General features: G+C 73.3%; 17 protein-coding genes. 8 read left to right on the plus strand and 9 right to left on the minus strand.

Annotated features, from left to right (window positions below; all coding sequences use genetic code 11):
- Positions 1-92 precede the first annotated feature (92 nt).
- Positions 93-1298: a glycoside hydrolase family 26 protein gene (locus ACZ7LU_RS24715; RefSeq protein ID WP_471918035.1), complete on the plus strand. Its 1206-nt coding sequence runs from the start codon at positions 93-95 to the stop codon at positions 1296-1298.
- Positions 1299-1328: 30 nt separating this feature from the next.
- Here ACZ7LU_RS24715 and ACZ7LU_RS24720 read toward each other — a convergent pair whose 3' ends face one another.
- From ACZ7LU_RS24720 to ACZ7LU_RS24755, 8 genes are read right to left on the minus strand one after another with little or no spacing between them, the layout of a single operon-like run.
- Complete coding sequence (locus ACZ7LU_RS24720; protein WP_471918036.1) at positions 1329-2492, minus strand: GNAT family N-acetyltransferase; 1164 nt, start codon at positions 2490-2492, stop codon at positions 1329-1331.
- On the minus strand, positions 2489-3142 hold the full coding sequence (locus tag ACZ7LU_RS24725; protein WP_471918037.1) for a YveK family protein: 654 nt from the start codon (positions 3140-3142) through the stop codon (positions 2489-2491). The genes ACZ7LU_RS24720 and ACZ7LU_RS24725 overlap by 4 nt, the downstream gene beginning before the upstream one ends.
- Positions 3139-4263: a glycosyltransferase gene (locus tag ACZ7LU_RS24730; protein WP_471918038.1), complete on the minus strand. Its 1125-nt coding sequence runs from the start codon at positions 4261-4263 to the stop codon at positions 3139-3141. The genes ACZ7LU_RS24725 and ACZ7LU_RS24730 overlap by 4 nt, the downstream gene beginning before the upstream one ends.
- Positions 4260-5048, minus strand: coding sequence for a polysaccharide deacetylase family protein (locus ACZ7LU_RS24735; RefSeq protein ID WP_471918039.1), 789 nt, complete (start codon positions 5046-5048; stop codon positions 4260-4262). Before ACZ7LU_RS24735 ends, ACZ7LU_RS24730 begins: the two co-directional genes overlap by 4 nt.
- A complete protein-coding gene (locus ACZ7LU_RS24740) occupies positions 5038-6786 on the minus strand; it encodes a lipid II flippase MurJ (RefSeq protein ID WP_471918040.1) in 1749 nt (582 codons plus the stop codon). The genes ACZ7LU_RS24735 and ACZ7LU_RS24740 overlap by 11 nt, the downstream gene beginning before the upstream one ends.
- Positions 6783-8153, minus strand: coding sequence for an O-antigen ligase family protein (locus tag ACZ7LU_RS24745; protein WP_471918141.1), 1371 nt, complete (start codon positions 8151-8153; stop codon positions 6783-6785). The genes ACZ7LU_RS24740 and ACZ7LU_RS24745 overlap by 4 nt, the downstream gene beginning before the upstream one ends.
- 13 nt (positions 8154-8166) lie before the next feature.
- Entirely contained in the window at positions 8167-9669 is a 1503-nt protein-coding gene (locus ACZ7LU_RS24750; protein WP_471918041.1) for an exopolysaccharide biosynthesis polyprenyl glycosylphosphotransferase, read from the minus strand.
- On the minus strand, positions 9666-10799 hold the full coding sequence (locus tag ACZ7LU_RS24755) for a glycosyltransferase (protein ID WP_471918042.1): 1134 nt from the start codon (positions 10797-10799) through the stop codon (positions 9666-9668). Before ACZ7LU_RS24755 ends, ACZ7LU_RS24750 begins: the two co-directional genes overlap by 4 nt.
- Before the next feature lie 307 nt (positions 10800-11106).
- Between ACZ7LU_RS24755 and ACZ7LU_RS24760 the strand changes: the two genes are divergently transcribed.
- The 7 genes from ACZ7LU_RS24760 to ACZ7LU_RS24790 all read left to right on the plus strand — a co-directional run bounded on the left by ACZ7LU_RS24760 (position 11107) and on the right by ACZ7LU_RS24790 (position 15260).
- Positions 11107-11346, plus strand: a complete 240-nt coding sequence (locus ACZ7LU_RS24760; protein WP_398302256.1) for a chaplin — start codon at positions 11107-11109, stop codon at positions 11344-11346.
- Between the two features lie 279 nt (positions 11347-11625).
- A complete protein-coding gene (locus ACZ7LU_RS24765) occupies positions 11626-12090 on the plus strand; it encodes a hypothetical protein (protein ID WP_398302258.1) in 465 nt (154 codons plus the stop codon).
- A 130-nt stretch (positions 12091-12220) separates the two neighbouring features.
- Complete coding sequence (locus ACZ7LU_RS24770) at positions 12221-12499, plus strand: hypothetical protein (protein WP_398302632.1); 279 nt, start codon at positions 12221-12223, stop codon at positions 12497-12499.
- A 238-nt stretch (positions 12500-12737) separates the two neighbouring features.
- Positions 12738-13238 (plus strand): DUF5949 family protein, encoded by a 501-nt coding sequence (locus ACZ7LU_RS24775; RefSeq protein ID WP_398302260.1) that lies wholly within the window; start codon positions 12738-12740, stop codon positions 13236-13238.
- Positions 13238-13912, plus strand: a complete 675-nt coding sequence (locus ACZ7LU_RS24780) for a vitamin K epoxide reductase family protein (protein ID WP_471918043.1) — start codon at positions 13238-13240, stop codon at positions 13910-13912. Before ACZ7LU_RS24775 ends, ACZ7LU_RS24780 begins: the two co-directional genes overlap by 1 nt.
- A gap of 39 nt (positions 13913-13951) precedes the next feature.
- Positions 13952-14353 (plus strand): tyrosinase cofactor, encoded by a 402-nt coding sequence (locus ACZ7LU_RS24785; RefSeq protein WP_468714810.1) that lies wholly within the window; start codon positions 13952-13954, stop codon positions 14351-14353.
- 37 nt (positions 14354-14390) lie between these two features.
- Positions 14391-15260, plus strand: a complete 870-nt coding sequence (locus ACZ7LU_RS24790; protein WP_471918044.1) for a tyrosinase family protein — start codon at positions 14391-14393, stop codon at positions 15258-15260.
- 66 nt (positions 15261-15326) lie between these two features.
- On the opposite strand, the gene ACZ7LU_RS24795 is transcribed toward ACZ7LU_RS24790, so the two are convergent.
- Positions 15327-15662 (minus strand): chaplin, encoded by a 336-nt coding sequence (locus ACZ7LU_RS24795; protein WP_470974003.1) that lies wholly within the window; start codon positions 15660-15662, stop codon positions 15327-15329.
- Positions 15663-15728: the final 66 nt, after the last annotated feature.

Raw genomic sequence — 15728 nt, forward strand, 5'->3', positions numbered from 1 at the left:
GTGGCGGAATACGGGATTAGAAACACGATTGGCGCAATAGAAATACATATGACGGGGTGTCAGTGAAGTGAGGTCGGAAACGAGGAGCAGGTATGGGCGCACACGCCCCACAAAGCCTTCGAGGCGGCAAACGTCTTCGACGCAGTCAACGTCTTCGAGGCCGTAAACGTCTCGCCTTCATCGTCGCCGGAATCGTCTCTTCGACGGCCCTGGCCTCCGTACCGGGACACACCGTTGATGTCGTACGCGACGGTGAACCGCCGGCCGCCGTCTCCCCGGCCCCCGCCTTCGGCGCGTATCTCGACTACGGCCCGCGCGGGGTCGAGCGCATCGGTGAGCTCAGCGAGTGGCTCGGCGGCGCCGAGCTGCGGGTCGGGCACACGTACCTTCCGGGCGATCTCTGGAGCAACATCGAGGGCGCCCCGAACTTCCTGGAGAGCTGGGCGGCGTGGCGCAAGGAGAAGGACGACAGGCTCTTCGTCCTCAACGTCCCGATGCTCGAACGCAACGAGGAGGGCGTCGACGACCGCGAGGTGGCCCGACTGCTTGAGCGGGGCGCCGCGGGCGACTTCGACGGCCACTACAGAGTGCTCGCCGAGCGCCTGGTCGACCTGGGCGTGCCCGACACGGTGGTCGTGCTCGGCTGGGAGATGAACGGCACGACGTACACCCATCGCTGTGGTCCGGACCCGGAGTCCTGGAAGAAGTACTGGAACAGGATCGTCACCACGATGCGATCCGTTCCGGGGCAGAAATTCACGTTCGACTTCACCCCCAGCAGAGGGCGGGACGCCGTTCCCTGGACGGAGTGCTATCCCGGTGACGATGTCGTCGACATCATCGGCATGGACTCGTACGACCAGCCGCGCGGAATGTCGTTCGACGAGCAGATCAGCGAGCCCTATGGGCTCCAGCAGCACGTGGACTTCGCGGCGGAGCACAAGAAGCCCATCTCGTACCCGGAATGGGGGCTTTTCCGCAACGGCGACAACGAAGAATACATGCGCCGCATGCTGAAATGGATGGACGAGAAGAAGCCGCTGTACAACACGGTCACCGACTACTGCCCGCACGGTGTCTGGCAGTGCAAGGACAACCCCGCCGCGGCGCGGGTCTACCGCGAGCTGCTCTCCGGCCGCGCCGGGGACCCGACGGGACCGACCAGGCCGGCCGAGCCCGGGAAGCTCCCGGCCTGCTCGCCGGTGGAGCTCGGCGACTGGGTCGAGTACTGGCTGGGCGGCAGGCTGTGTCTGCGCTTCGACTGGTTGAAGGACGAGAAGGCGCAGAAGCAGCCCTGACGCCCCACCGGGCCCCGGTGGCGTGAGCCGTCACGACGAGGCTCCGCCGCCGGAGCGTGTGTCTCCGCCCCCGCGGCGCGCGTCCCGCTCGCGCTCGCGCAGCCGCCGCTTCGCCCACTGGCGGCCCGCCGCGCCCCAGGCCACCGCGTGCACCAGGGGCGCGGTGCGCCTGCGGGCCAGCAGGAAGCGCCGGTTGGTGACCGGCTCGGGCCGCCAGTGGTGCTTGTACGGTTCGTTGCCGCGCAGCAGGCTCAGCGCGCGGGGGTGCTCGCCGCCGGTGTGCCGGGTGGACGCCTCCAGGAGCATCGTCGCCACATCCACCTTGCGCTCCCTGAGCCGCGGATCGGCGCCGTACAGATAGCCGCCGGCCAGCGTGCCCGACAGCAGCGTCAGGTCCGCGGCCAGCACCTCGCCGTCCAGGCTGAACTCGGTCAGCACGGCCTCGCCCGCCGCGACCATCGGGCGCATGGAGCGGAGCAGGTGCTCGTGGAACCGCGGCTGGAGGTGCTCGGGCGTCACCTTCCGTCCCTGCCACTGCAGTTGGTGCAGGCGCAGCAGCGTCCGCACCGAGGACTCCACCTCCTCGACGGGCACGACCCGGCTCTCCACGCCGATCGCCGCCAGCTTGCGGATCTTGGCGCGGGCGCGCTGGGCCCGCGGGGCCGGCAGCCGCTTGAGCAGCCCGTCCAGCGGCAGTCCGGGAAGTTCGAGGCAGTCGGAGGCGGCCAGCGTGCGCCGCGGCCCCGGCCAGCGTTCGTAGAGGCTCTCCACGCACGCGCCCGGTCTGACCTCCCCGAAGTCGATCAGCGCGGTCCGGGCCAGCGCGTACAGGCCGGTGAGGAGCGCCTCCGTCCCCTCCTCGCGGCACGAGCCGTCCAGCAGCACGTCGGTGAAGTCGGAGATCGCGCCGCCCAGCGGCTTCAGCGCCGGGAGCGGCCGGTCCACCCGCATCATCGGTGCCGCGGCGATCAGCCGGCCGCCGCTGTGGACGAGCAGCACCCGCAGCCGGCCGGGGCTGCCGTACGACCGCCACCAGGACGACAGCCACGCGTGGCTCTGGAACGGCGTGGCCGCCGCACACGCCCGGTACAGCCGCCCCCACGGTTCGGCCAGCGCCTCGAACTCGTCCTCGTCCACGCACAGGTGGGCCGTGGGCAGGCTGCTCGGTGCCGTGCTCGCCGGTGCCGTGCTCATGGGGCGCTCCGCACCAGGCCGGACGCGGGCCCGGGGACGGAGGCGCCCGCCGCCGTCTCCTCCGTACGCGCGCGGGGGCGGACCAGGAGCGCGAGGCCGCCGAGCAGCCCGCCGGCGCTCGCGCCGACCAGGGCCGTCACCCCGGTGGAGAGCGACGAGGGCGCGTCCGGCGCCAGGGCGCGGGAGAACGGCAGCAGCTTGACCTGGGTGCTGCCCTTGGAGTGGTTGGCGCTCGTGGCGAGCGACCGCGCCACCGCGTCGGCGGCGGTGACGGCTGAGTCCGGCTGCTCCGTGGTCGCCGAGACCGCGATCATCGGCGCGTCGGGGGACGTGGCGACCCGCACCCTGTCCCGCAGCTCCGTGGCCGACATGCCCGCCGCCACCTGCGCGTCGCCAAGCACGGCGAGCTGCGTCGCCACCCGGCCGTACGCCTGCGCGAAACCGAGCGCCGTGGCCGGGTCCGCCTTCGCCTGCGGGACGGCGACGACGTAACTCGTGGCCGTGTACTCCGGGGTCTGCAGGGCGCCGTATCCGGTGCCGATGAGGGCGCCGAGGACCGCGCAGGCGGGCAGGGCCGACCAGCGGGGCAGCCGGGCGAGGCGGGCTCGCAGGGGTCCGGTGCGCGAGTGCGCGTGCGCGGAGTCGCTCATCGAGGGGTCACCTCCAGGGTCGGGCCGGGGACAACTGACGCGTAGACGTCCATCAGTTGGTCGGCGCTTCGGGTGATGCTGTAGTGGCGTACCGCCGCCGGTGCCTCGCGGTGCGGCGGCACGTCACCGCGCAGGCCGTGCAGGGCCCGCGCGAAGGAGTCCGGGTCGCTCGGGCAGTAGGCGGCGCCGGTCCGCTCGCCGGCGCCTAGGCCTTCGACGGCGGGGCAGGACGCGTAGAGCACGGGGAGCCCCGCGGCCAGGCCCTCGACGAGCGCCAGGCCGAAGGCCTCCTCTGGGGAGGGGGAGGCCAGGACGTCCATGGCGGAGAGCAGCGCGGGCAGGCCGCCCGCGTCGTGGGTGGACTCCCCGGTGAACCACACCCGCCCGGCGAGGCCGAGCCGGTGCGCGAGCCGCCGCAGCCCCTCCTCCTGCGGGCCGCTCCCCACCAGGACGACGACGACGTCCTCGGGCAGCCGGGCGGCGGCCTCCAGGAGGACGTCGAAGCGCTTGCCGGTGGCCAGCCGCCCCACGCCGCCGACGACGTACGCGTTCTCGGGCAGCCGCAGCCGGGCGCGCGTGCGGGCGCGCGCCGCCGGGTCGAACCGGAAGCGCTCGACCTCGATGCCGTTCGGCACCACCCGGATGCGCTGCCGGGGCACGCCCCACCGGTGCAGCCGCGCCCCGACCGCGGGCGAGACCGCGACCGTCACCCGGCCGAGCCGCTCCCCGGCCAGATACAGCGCGCGCACGCCAGGCGTCAGCGGCCTGCCCTCCATCTGCGAGTCGCCCAGGGAGTGTTCGGTGGCCACCACCGCGCGCACTCCCGCCATCCGGGCCGCGACCCGCCCGTACAGGCAGGCGCGGTAGAGGTGGGTGTGCACCAGGTCGTACCGGCCCACGCGGATCAGCCGGGTCAGCCGCGGCAGCACCGCCACGTCGCGGTTGCCGGCCATGCCCAGGTCGGTCACGCGGGTGCCGTCGGCCTCGATGCCCTGTGCGACGGTGCCCGCGTTGGTCAGCGTGACCACGTCGCTGGACGTCGGCAAGTGGCGGAGCAGGAGGCGCAGTTGCTGCTCGGCGCCGCCCACGCCGAGCCCGGTGATGACGTGCAGGACCCTCATTCCGCCACCGCCGAGCCGTCCAGCGCGCGGCGCCTGAGCCGGTTCGTGCGCAGCTTCAGCCGCAGGCGCCAGGCCGTGTCGCCCTGGCCGACGTGGACGCGGGGCAGGGCGTACGTCCCGGCGAGCGCTCCCGGCGCGATCGCGCACCCGTAGCCGTAGCCGGCTTCCTGCACCGCCGCGACGACGCGCTCGTCGACGTGGCCGTAGGGGTAGCAGAAGCCCCGCACCTCGCCGCCGGTCAGGTCGCGCAGCACGGCACGGCTGTCGCTCACCTCGCGGCGCAGCAGCGCGTCGTCGGCGGCGGTCAGGTCGACGTGGGTCAGCCCGTGCGAGCCGATCTCCATGCCGCTCTCGGCCGCGTGCCGGATGCCCTCGGCGCCGAGGAGCGGTTTGCGCGGGCCGAGCGGGTCCCAGGCGTTGTCGCCGTCGAGGCGGCCCGGCAGGACGAACAGGGTCGCGGTGCAGTCGTACCGCCGCAGCAACGGCAGCGCCTCCTCGACGAAGTCGCGGTAGCCGTCGTCGAAGGTGAGGCCCACGAGGTTGTGCTCCAGGCCCCGCGCGCACGCCTCCAGCAGGTGCGTCATCGATACGCCGCGCAGCCCCTGGCGCCGCATCCACCGCAGCTGCTCGGCCAGCCGGTCCGGCGCGACGGTGATCTCGTACGGGTCGTCGGACGGATCCGCGACGGAGTGGTACATCGCCACCCACGCCGGGTTGCGCGGCGGCCGCAGCCGAAGGAAGGGCTCCGTACCGGACGGCGCGGGCGGAGTGAGGTCAACGGACATGACGCAGCTTTCTGCCGACGGAGCGAAGGACGGTGGTCCAGGGCCGCACCCCCAGGAGCAGGCCGAGGAGCACGAAGGAGACGGTCACCGCGGTGAAGCTCGCGAGGACGGCCGGGGCGGGCTGCGCCACGGCCCGCGCGACCACCGCGCCGAGCAGCGCGGCGCCCCCGGCGGCGAGCGCCAGCCGGCCGAGCTGCCCGAGGACGGCCCGCGTCCTGACCGGCACCGTGTGCGGGCCAAGGCCGCGCAGCAGGAGCAGGGCGGAGACGCAGATGCCCGTCGCGTTGGCCCCGGCGATCCCATGGACGCCCCACGTGCCGACGGTCAGGAAGCCGATCCCCGCGGTGGCGACGACGCCGATGAACATGGCGAAGAGCGGGATCCAGGTGGTCCTGGCCACGGAGAAGTGCGCCCGGGCCAGCGCGCCCACCAGCGTGTGGCCGAGCAGGCCCAGTGCGTAGACCCGCATGACCGAGGCGGTGGTGGCCGTGTCCCGGGCGGTGAAGGCACCACGCTGGAAGAGCAGTTCGATGAGCGGCGGCGCGGCGGCGATGACGGCTGCCGCGCCCACCAGGACCACGCACCCGGCGAGGACGACGTCGCGCTCGACGCGGTCGCGGGCACGTTCCGTCTCGCCCATGGCCAGGGCCCGGGCGACCACGGGGAAGGTGACCGTGCAGATCATGAGGGACAGGGCCATCGGCATCTGCGCGACCTTCTGCGCGTAGTTCAGATGCGAGATGGCTCCGGCGGGCAGCGACGAGGCCAGGAACCGCTCGATGAGGACCTGCGACTGACGGCACAGGGCGAACAGCAGGACCGTCCAGATGATGGCGGTCTGAAGGGCCTTGGCGGGCTCGCCCCCGCTCGTGGACGTGGTCGTGGTCGTGGTCGTCGTCTCGGACTCGGGACGGTACGGGCGTCGCAACTGCCGCCACAGCGAGGGCGCCTGTACGACGACCATGAGGACGCCCCCCACGGCCACGCCCGCCGCCGCGGCCCGCACCCCCAACGGCACCGCAAGGGCGAACAGGGCGGCGATGATGGCCGCGTTGTAGGCGACGTAGACCGTCGCGGGCGCGACGAACCGCTGGTGCGCCCGCAGCGCCGCGCTGCAGTAGCCGGTGAGCCCGAAGGTCAGGGCGCAGGTGGCGGTCAGCCGGGTGCAGTCGACGGCCAGCTGCGGGTCGGGCAGTCCGGGGGCCAGCACGGCGACCAGGTAGGGGGCCGCCGCGATGAGGAGCGCGGCGGTCCCCGTGAACCACAGGATCATCCGCGGCAGCGACGCCCGGACGAGCTCCCGGACCGGGTCGGCGGCCGGGCCGTCCGCGCGGCGCGCGAGGGCCAGGCTGAACGCGGGCACGAGGAAGAAGGCGAGGCCGTCCTCGATGAGCAGCGTCGCGGCCACCTCGGGGACCGTCCACGCCACCAGGAACGCGTCGGTGTCGGTACCGGCGCCGAAGAAGTGCGCCAGCGCCTGGTCGCGTACGAGTCCGAGGAGCGAACCGGCGACGGACAGCACGACCGTGACGAGCGCGGCCTTGGCGAGGAACGAGCCACCGGTCTTCCCGCCCGCCTCCTGGCCGCCGGTCTTCCCGCCTGCCTCCTGGCCGCCGGTCTTCCCGCCCGCCTCCTGGCCACCCTCGGCGAGCCCTGCCCCGGGGGCCGGGTCCGGGGCCGGGTCCGTGTCCGGCGTCGGGTCCGGACCCGCGGCGACCGGCGAAGGCACGGCGGTCATCGCACGCCCCCCGTTCCAGCCCGCTCATGGGAGCCGACCGCCCACCAGGCCGCGAGGCCGAACGCGACGCCGGTCAGGACGGTGGAGGGGCCGCCGATGTCGGCGTACACGAAGTCGGTCAGCTGCCAGATCAGCAGCCCGCAGGCCACCAGCGCACAGTCGAGCTCCGGGCCGCCGGGACCGTTGCGCCCGGCCCGCTGCCGCCGCCACCGGCGCACCGCGCACACCACGAGCGCCGCCCACCCGCCGGCCAGCGTGGTGAGGCCGAGCAGCCCCTGTTCGCCGAGCACTAGCAGGTACATGTTGTGCGGGGACAGCAGGGGCTGGCGGACGAAGCCGCTGCCTGCCCCCGCGGTGTCGCTGCCGGCGGACAGGGCCAGCGAGGCGTGGCTGTCGCGGTGGTCGGGGAACCCCTTCAGGCCGACTCCGGTCACCGGCCGCTCCCGCCACATGTCGACCGAGGCGGCCCACATCGTGTAGCGGTCGGTGACCGACTGGTCGGGCGTGCCGGTGACTTGGGTGATGCTGCTGAGGCGCTCCTGGAGCATCGCGGAGCCGACTCCGAGGCCCGCCACCAGGACCACGGCGGCGGCACCGGCGGCCAGCAGGACACGGCCCGCCCGGCGCACCCCGGCGAGCAGCAGCACCCCGGCGCACGCCACCGCGGCGGCGATCCACGCGCCGCGGCTGAAGGACAGGGCGAGCGGCACGGTGAGCAGGGCGGCGCAGACCACCGCCGCTGAGCGCTGGCGCGGCGAGTGGGGACGGAAGGCCAGCGCGAGCGCGCAGACGAGTCCGTACGAGACGACGGTGGCCATTCCCATGACGTCCGTGGAGCCGAACGTGCCCACCGCGCGAATGTCCTCGCCCATGTACGAGGCGCCGGTGCCGGTCAGGTTCTGGTGTACGCCGATGACGCCCTGCCACAGCCCGAGCGCCACGAACGACCAGGCGAGCAGGCGGAAGTGGTGGGCGTCGCGGATCAGCAGCAGCACGGCGGCCGGCACCAGGACGAAGACCTGGAGGTAGCGCGCGGCCCCGGCGACACCGGTCGCGGCGGACGAGGCGCCGAAGGCGGCCACGGTGATGCCGACGACCGGCAGCCCGAGGACCACCGCGGCGGTACGGGTCAGCGGGCGCCGCCCGGCCCGCACGGCGCGTACGACGCAGAAGCCGACGACGAGGGCGGACGCCGCGTCGGCGAGGGTGCCGGTGCCGCCCCCGCCACCGGAAGAGGCACCCCCGGCGGGCACCGGCAGCGCGAGCAGGGCGACCAGGAGCACCACCGGCAGGACCGGCGCGCTCCGCCGCAGCGCGGGCAGCACCGCGCCGGGCAGGCGGGAGCCGCGCGGCAGGGCGGTCGTCAGGTGGTTCACGCGCTCAGCTCCCCGTGCGGCGTACGAGGCAGCCGACGGTCCGCAGGAGGATGCACAGGTCCTGCCAGAACGACCAGCTGTCGATGTAGGCGTTGTCGAAACGGCACCGGTCCTCGATGGAGGTGTCGCCGCGCAGGCCGTGGATCTGGGCCAGTCCCGTGATGCCGGTCGGCATGCGGTGCCGGTGGGCGTAGTCCGGGTACGTCTGGCTGAACTGCGCGACGAAGAAGGGCCGTTCGGGCCGCGGTCCGACGAGGCTCATGTCGCCCCGGAGCACGTTCCACAGCTGGGGCAGCTCGTCCAGCGAGGTGCCCCGCAGGAACCGGCAGAACGCGCTCATGCGGCGCTCGTCGGCGACGCTCCACCGGGTCGCCGCCTCCTGCTGGTCGGCGGGCCTGTGGGTGCGGAACTTCAACAGGGTGAACAGCTGCCCGTCCTTGCCGACGCGCTCCTGCCGGAAGATCACGCCGGGGCCCTCGACGGCCCGCAGCACCAGGGCGCAGACCGCGAGGACCGGCGCGGCCGCGAGCAGCAGGACGCCCGACACCGCGATGTCCAGCAGCCGCTTGCCGACGCCGGGCCGCGGGGACGCGGCGGACGTCAGGGGGCGGCAGGCGAACCCGGCCACGTACTGCCGGGGTCCGTCAGGTCCGTGCCCGGCCCCCGAGCAGCGCGGGTCGAGCTCCCACAGGTCGCAGCCCAGCTGGTGCAGCGTCGGCAGCAGGCCGGTCGGCCCGGGGCCCTGGCCGGCGAGGAGGAACACGGCCCGGACGTCGTTCTGGATCACCGCCCGGTGGAGTTCGTCCTCCGTGCAGAGCACCGGAAGGCCGGGCCCGGGATCCACCGCCGTATCGGCACCGCCGTCGTCGTCCTGCGGGGCCGGGTCCGCCGGCTCGCTCACGATGCCGACGGGCCGCACGCCGCAGCCGGGGCGCCGCAGCAGCGCCGCGGCCACCCCGCGCGCCTGGTCGCCGGGCCCGACCACCAGGACCGGGCTCGGTCTGCGCAGGGTGGCGGTCCGCCGGTGCCGGTGGACGAGCGCGCGCCCGCAGCAGCTCAGCAGGGCCTGCGCCGCCGCCATGCCGAGCAGCGTGCGGAGCGGGAGCGGCTGCGACCAGGGCAGCGCGGGGGCGAGGACCGCGGTGAGGGACCAGGCGAGGGCGATCCGCCCGGTGAGCGACGGCACCTGGCCGAGCGTGTCGGGGAGTGGGGCGTACTCGTACAGGCGCCCGCGCGCGTTAAGGAGCAGCACGGCTGCCACGAGCAGGGGTGCCAGTACGGCCTGTTGCCGCGGGTCGTCGAGCAGCAGCAGGCCGAGGAGGGCCGCCACGCAGTCGGCGACCACCGGTGCCGCGGCCGGGTGCCGCGTGCGGGCCGGCCGCCGTGCCGACGCCCCTGCGCGGCGGGCCGTCGCCTCGCGTGGTGCGACGACGAAGGTTCCGGGCGGGGCCTGGGTGTCCTGCCGTGGCTGAGCCGATGAGGAGGCAACGGTCCGTTCGGCACTCACGTGGTGGTGCACTCCCTGCGTTCGGTGGGCGCCGTGCCCAGAAGCTCGCCGTACACCGCGTCGATCGCGGCCGCGGCACGCCGTGCGTCGTGGTGGTCCAGTACGTGCAGGCGGCCCCGCCGCCCCAGCGCGTCCCGCAGTGCTCCGTCCCGCAGCAGCGCGATGAGCGCCCGTGCCAGTGCCTCGGGGTCCTCCGGCGGTACGAGGGCGTGCGGGCGGTGGTCCCGCGGCAGGCTCTCCCTGGCCCCGTCGACGTCGGTGACCACGACGGGACGGCCGCAGGCCATGGCTTCGAGCGGGGCCAGCGCCATGCCTTCCCAGCGGGACGGCAGGACGACGACGTCGGCCGCCCGGTACCAGGGCGCCGCGTCGGCCGCCGCGCCGACGAACGCCACCCGCGGCCCGGCCCGCTCCCGCAGCCGCGCCGCGTCCGGCCCGTCCCCGACCAGGACGAGACGGGCCTCGGGCACCCGCGCGGCCACCGCGGGCCAGGCACGCAGCAGCACGTCCTGCCCCTTCTGCCGGCACAGCCGCCCCACGCACACCACGAGGGGGACGCGCGCGGGCCCGTGTCCCTCGGGCGCGAACCGGGCGGTGTCCACGCCGTTGGGGACCACGGAGCAGGGGCCGGTGACGCCGGCCCGGCGGCCGGTGGCCAGCTCGGCCTCGCTGACGCAGACGGTGCGGGTCGTCCAGCGGGCCGCGTGGCGTTCCCAGAGGCGGGCCAGGAGCCCGGTGGGTCCGCCGACCGCCTCGAAGGACCAGGCGTGCGGCTGGAACACCGTGGGGATGCTGCCGCGCAGCGCGAGCCGCGCGGCGAGTCCGGCCTTGGCGCTGTGCGCGTGGACGAGCGCGGGTGCCGCCGCGTCGATGACGCGCTTGAGGTCCCTCGTCTCGGCGCGGAGGCGGGGGCCGGGGGAGCGGGTCGCCTCCCAGGGGTGGACGCGGATGCCGGCGGCGGCCAACGCCCGGGGCAGGAAGCCCTCCTGGGGACAGGCCACGTGGACGTCCGTCCCGGCCGCGGCCTGTGCCGTGGCCAGGTCGACGACGACCCGCGCCACGCCGCCGTCCACCGGCTGGCTGATGTGCAGGACCGTTGCGGCTGCCCTCAGCACTCCTGAGTGACGCATGACGGCGTTGGCCTTCCGAGTGTGAGAACTCTGAACCACAGCGGACATGGGGTGATGCGCAGTGAATGTACGAATCTGAACGCGTATGGGTGGAATGCCCTAAACGGAAGCGCAACTGTAGCCGCTGAAGTGAGCCGCTCCGTCAACCTCGGTACGTGTGTCGGATTCGTGAAGAGAGGCGCGGGCGCAATGAATCCCGCCGCGTATCACCCGTCTGGGCGCACAACTCGGCGTCGAGGTCGGCAGTTGATCCCTCTAGACGGGCATCCCGCCCGTACGTCGCATCATCACCAAGGAGCAGCACCCCATGTCGCGTACCACCAAGGCATTCGCCCTGTCCGCCGTCGCCGCCGCAGCCGTGGCCGGATCCGCGGGTGTCGCTGCCGCCGACAGCGGCGCGCAGGGCGCCGCCACCAACTCCCCCGGTGTCATCTCCGGCAACACCGCGCAGGTGCCGGTCCACATTCCCGTCAACGTCTGCGGCAACAGCATCAACGTCATCGGTCTGCTGAACCCGGCGTTCGGCAACCAGTGCGCCAACGACTGACGCACCGTCTGATCTGAGCGGCCGTCCCCACGGAAGCGGGGGCGGCCGTTCCGCATGTCCGGCCGGGTTTCGCCGCCCGCCGCGGTGGTGACGGCCGTGCCCCGAATGGAGTGTGCGCCCGCCCGTCGCCGACCGGCCGTCACCTCCGCCCCCCACCTGCGGGGATGCCCGCACGCACCAGGAAAGGCCAGGGCGTCGCGCGGCCGCTCGGTTGCGGGCGGCGTGCGCCGCTCCCACGGTGATCACAAGATCCGACGCATCACCGGAAGGGAAAAACTTATGCGCGCTCTGCCCGTACGGCGCCTCGCGACCACCACCCTGTGCGTGACGCTGCTTCTCGGCACGGCCGGCCCGGCCTTCGCCTCCCAGGGCGACGTCACCCGCGACGAAGCCCGGACCGCCCCGCGCGCTGCCACCCCCGAGGAGATCGAGAAGCGCACCGAAGCCGTGCGTCAGGCGATCGAGGCCGTCGCCGAGACGCCCGGCGAGGCATCGGACCCCACGGCGGAAGCCGTGGCCGAGCTGCGGAAGGCCGTCGACGGTCTGGTGCGGGCCACCTCGGCCGAGGACCCCCCGAAGGACGTGCTCGGAGGGCTCCCGCAGATCCTCACCGGCCTGATCGGCACCCTCACCTCCCTGCTGGGCGGCACCCAGCCCAAGGCGCCCACTGAGACCCTCCCGCAGACCCCGTCGCTGACGCAGAACCCGTCGCTCCCGGCGACCCCGGCGCTCCCGGCGGTCTGAGCGGTCCTTTCTTTCCGGCGTTTCCGTACCGGCCCGCGCTCGTTAGTCCTGGCGAAAAGAGACGACAGGCAAAACGATGCCTGAACGGTGCTCGCCGAAGGCGACACGCGTCGCCAAAGAAAGGAACATGATGAAGGCCCTGAAGGCTGCCGCTGTCCTTGCCGGTTCGCTCGCCGTCGCCGGTTCCGCCGCGCCCGCGGTCGCCGACAGCCTGACGCCCACCAGCCTGAACGGCGGGCTCGAAGCCATCACCAGCCAGAACCTGCTCGACACCAAGCCGGTGGGCACGAACATCCTCGACACCGAGAACAAGGGCTCCGTCATCAACACCGTCAAGGACACCGCGGAGGGCCTGAACTCCGCCGGTGGTCCCGCGGAACTCCTCGGCGGACTTCCCCTCGGCAAGTAAGAGCCCGAATTACCGCGCCGGGCAGCGGAATTGGCTCCACAGAGTGAAGTAATTCCCCCGGGCGGCACGATCGCCGTCCGAGGTCGCGCAAGGGCCGGTCACCTCTTCCACGGACCGGCCCTTCGGCGCGTCACCGCAGCCGACCGAGTGACCCCATCGTGTGATGGCGGGCCCCGGTTGGGCCACACGGGTGACAACCGGACCGGGCGCGTCCGTCCGCGTCTATACGGTTCCCCTCATGACCTCAACATCCAGCGAACAGCGCCCCTTTCAAGAGACTGACCTGGGAACCCTGGCTGTTCTCGCCTGGAGCGGCGAGCACCCCGAGGAAGAGAAGGACATGCCCTTCCTGCTGGCCTACTCCCTCGGTGACACGGAGGGCGGCCCGGAGGCCACCGCCGAAGCGATGCGCACCGTCCTCGACGAGGCGGGCCTGCCCATCGGTGGCCCCCTCCTCGACGGGGCGCGCAACCCCTCCCTGCCGGTGAGCCTGCTCGTCGAGGGCGACCAGGCCGTCGTCAACATGCCCCACCTGAACGCGCAGTGCGCGGTGCCGCCGGAGTGGCTCGCCGCCGTCAAGCAGCGTGGACACGCCTACTTCCTCGCCACCACGCGCGCGTGGCCGGAGGCCAAGCCGGGCGAGCCCGTCCCGGAAGACCGCCTCCGCGAGTTCGCCGGTGCCGAGGAGACCCTGCTCAACGCCACCCACTGTCTGCTGCCCGCGCGCAGCCTGCGCTGATGCGCGGCGCCACCGAACTGCCGCACCGGGTACCGCCGCAGGCCGTCGGCCGACCCGGCGCGGGCCCCACCACCACGCCCGCACCGGACGGCGCCCCCGAGCAGCGGGGCGGCCGGCGGCTCGGCCTGCTCCTGGTGGTCACCGGCGCGGCGGGGCTGCTCGCGGCGTGGGTCATCACCCTCGACAAGCTCAGGCTCCTGGCGGACCCGGACTTCGTCCCCGGGTGCAGCCTCAACCCCGTGGTCGCCTGCGGAAACATCATGAAGAGCGAGCAGGCGGCGGCCTTCGGCTTCCCCAACCCGCTGCTCGGCCTCGTCGCGTACGCCGTCGTGATCTGTGTCGGCGCCGGCCTGATCGGCGGCGCCCGCCACCCCCGCTGGTACTGGCTGACCTTCCACGCGGGCGCTGCGTTCGGTGTCGCGTTCTGCGGCTGGCTGCAATTCCAGTCGCTCTATCGCATCAATTCCCTCTGCCTGTGGTGCTGCCTCGCCTGGGCCGCCACCATCGTCATGTTCTGGTACGTGACAGCGCACAACGTACGGTCCGGATTCCTCCCCGCCCCGCGCGCTCTGCGCGCCTTTCCGTGGGAATTCACCTGGGTCCTTCCCGCCGTGCACATGGGCGTCGTCGGGATGCTGATCCTGACGCGCTGGTGGGATTTCTGGACCAGCTGAAAACCGGGGACCGCACGGCGAAAGGACGGATCGAGCCCGATGGAGAAGAACCTGGCCGACCGGGTGACCCGCCGTCACCTCATCGGGACCGCGGCCGCGGCGCTCCTCGGCGCCGCCGGCGTCGTCCGCGCCCTGCCGGACCGGCCCGCCCCTGACCCGCCCGCACCGGGACCGGCGGCCGCGCCCGCGGACCCGCCGTTCGACGAGACGTACCAGGGCCGCCGCATCCAGGGAGAACCGATGGCCCAGCAGGCCGGGCACGATTCCGCGGGCTGGCGCGTCACCGTCGACGGGCGGCGGCTCGCGCTGATGCGCCGCGCGGACGGCAGCTATCTGAGCATGGTGGACCACTACGGTTCGTACGCGACGCCGCTGGCCGCCGCCCGAGGAGCCGTCGACGAACTCGGCCCCCTCCAGGCCCTGAGCGGCCGCGGCCACTGAGCCGGCCACGTGGCCCCCGAACGCGGAAGGGACGGGCATGGCCCCCACGCGCAGGAACCAGCGGAGCCTCAGCCGCCCGGAGCGGCGCCGCTTCGTCGACGCGGTGCTGAAGCTCAAACGCCGGGGCGAGTACGACGAATTCGTCCGCACGCACATCGACTTCTATGTGTCGGACGGGGAGCAGCGACTCCGCGTCGCCCATATGACCCCCTCGTTCTTCCCCTGGCACCGCCGCTTCCTGCTCGACTTCGAGCGGGCCCTGCAGCGCGTCGACCCCGGCGTCACCGTCCCCTACTGGGACTGGACGAAGGACCGCGGTCCGGCCGCGTCGCTGTGGGGCGAGGACCTGATGGGCGGGAACGGACGGCGGGGCGACCGGCAGGTCATGACCGGCCCGTTCGCGTACCGGCACGGGCGCTGGAAGATCAAGGAGGGGGTCACCGACGGGGATTTCCTCACCCGTGACCTCGGGCGCCCCAAGGACCCGATCGACCTGCCCACGGCGCGGGACGTGGCGCGCGCCCTGGCCGATCCCCGCTACGACGTGCCGCCGTGGAACTCCACGTCACCGCAGGGCTTCCGCAACAGGCTGGAGGGCTGGACGTCCGCGAGCGGCACCGAGCGGTGGCAGAACCACAACCGTGTCCACCGCTGGGTCGGCGGCCACATGCTGGGCGGGGCGTCGGTCAACGACCCGGTCTTCTGGCTCAACCACGCCTTCGTGGACCTGCTCTGGGACCGGTGGCGGCGCCGGCACCCCGAGTCCGCCCCCTATCTGCCGGAGCGGCCGCCGGGACCCGGCTCGTCCCAGCACGGGCGCATCGTCGCCCGCGACGAGCCGATGCCGCCCTGGGACGTCACCCCGGGCGAACTGCTCGGGCACAAGGGGCTTTACAAGTACGCCTGACGGAGCCTGAAGGAGCATGAGGAAGCCCCCGGCGGAACGCGCGGCGGGGGCTTCGTCGGGGTGGGGTCAGCCGCCGTAGCCGGAGTGGCCGCCGCCGTTGTGACCGCCACCGTGGTGACCGCCGCCGTTGTGGTGACCGCCGTGGTGACCGCCCTTGTGGCCGCCGTTGTTCACGCACGGGTTGCCGAAGGCGGGGTTCAGCAGGCCGATGACGTCGACGGTGTTGCCGCAGACGTTCAGCGGGACGTGGATCGGGACCTGCAGCAGGTTGCCCGAGAGCACACCGGGGGAACCGACCGCGGAACCCGACGCACCGGCATCCGCCAGGGCCATACCGGCGCCGCCGATGACGACCGCTCCGGTGGTGAGGGTGACAGCGGCTGCCTTCGCGATGCGAGACATCACTTTCTCCTTTGATTTGGATAGAGCGGCTGCCCACACGCAACCGCCTATTGTCCAACTGCTTTC

The sequence above is a fragment of the Streptomyces sp. NPDC039462 genome (assembly GCF_055639375.1).

Excerpts from the sequence above, each read along its gene's own strand:
- ACZ7LU_RS24780 (WP_471918043.1), top strand. The coding sequence starts at position 13,238 with ATGCGCGGCGCCACCGAACTGCCGCACCGGGTACCGCCGCAGGCCGTC.
- ACZ7LU_RS24740 (WP_471918040.1), bottom strand. The coding sequence starts at position 6,786 with ATGACCGCCGTGCCTTCGCCGGTCGCCGCGGGTCCGGACCCGACGCCG.
- ACZ7LU_RS24770 (WP_398302632.1), top strand. The coding sequence starts at position 12,221 with ATGAAGGCCCTGAAGGCTGCCGCTGTCCTTGCCGGTTCGCTCGCCGTC.
- ACZ7LU_RS24715 (WP_471918035.1), top strand. The coding sequence starts at position 93 with ATGGGCGCACACGCCCCACAAAGCCTTCGAGGCGGCAAACGTCTTCGA.
- ACZ7LU_RS24755 (WP_471918042.1), bottom strand. The coding sequence starts at position 10,799 with ATGCGTCACTCAGGAGTGCTGAGGGCAGCCGCAACGGTCCTGCACATC.
- ACZ7LU_RS24785 (WP_468714810.1), top strand. The coding sequence starts at position 13,952 with ATGGAGAAGAACCTGGCCGACCGGGTGACCCGCCGTCACCTCATCGGG.
- ACZ7LU_RS24765 (WP_398302258.1), top strand. The coding sequence starts at position 11,626 with ATGCGCGCTCTGCCCGTACGGCGCCTCGCGACCACCACCCTGTGCGTG.
- ACZ7LU_RS24725 (WP_471918037.1), bottom strand. The coding sequence starts at position 3,142 with ATGAGCGACTCCGCGCACGCGCACTCGCGCACCGGACCCCTGCGAGCC.
- ACZ7LU_RS24775 (WP_398302260.1), top strand. The coding sequence starts at position 12,738 with ATGACCTCAACATCCAGCGAACAGCGCCCCTTTCAAGAGACTGACCTG.
- ACZ7LU_RS24720 (WP_471918036.1), bottom strand. The coding sequence starts at position 2,492 with ATGAGCACGGCACCGGCGAGCACGGCACCGAGCAGCCTGCCCACGGCC.
- ACZ7LU_RS24795 (WP_470974003.1), bottom strand. The coding sequence starts at position 15,662 with ATGTCTCGCATCGCGAAGGCAGCCGCTGTCACCCTCACCACCGGAGCG.
- ACZ7LU_RS24735 (WP_471918039.1), bottom strand. The coding sequence starts at position 5,048 with ATGTCCGTTGACCTCACTCCGCCCGCGCCGTCCGGTACGGAGCCCTTC.
- ACZ7LU_RS24730 (WP_471918038.1), bottom strand. The coding sequence starts at position 4,263 with ATGAGGGTCCTGCACGTCATCACCGGGCTCGGCGTGGGCGGCGCCGAG.
- ACZ7LU_RS24760 (WP_398302256.1), top strand. The coding sequence starts at position 11,107 with ATGTCGCGTACCACCAAGGCATTCGCCCTGTCCGCCGTCGCCGCCGCA.
- ACZ7LU_RS24790 (WP_471918044.1), top strand. The coding sequence starts at position 14,391 with ATGGCCCCCACGCGCAGGAACCAGCGGAGCCTCAGCCGCCCGGAGCGG.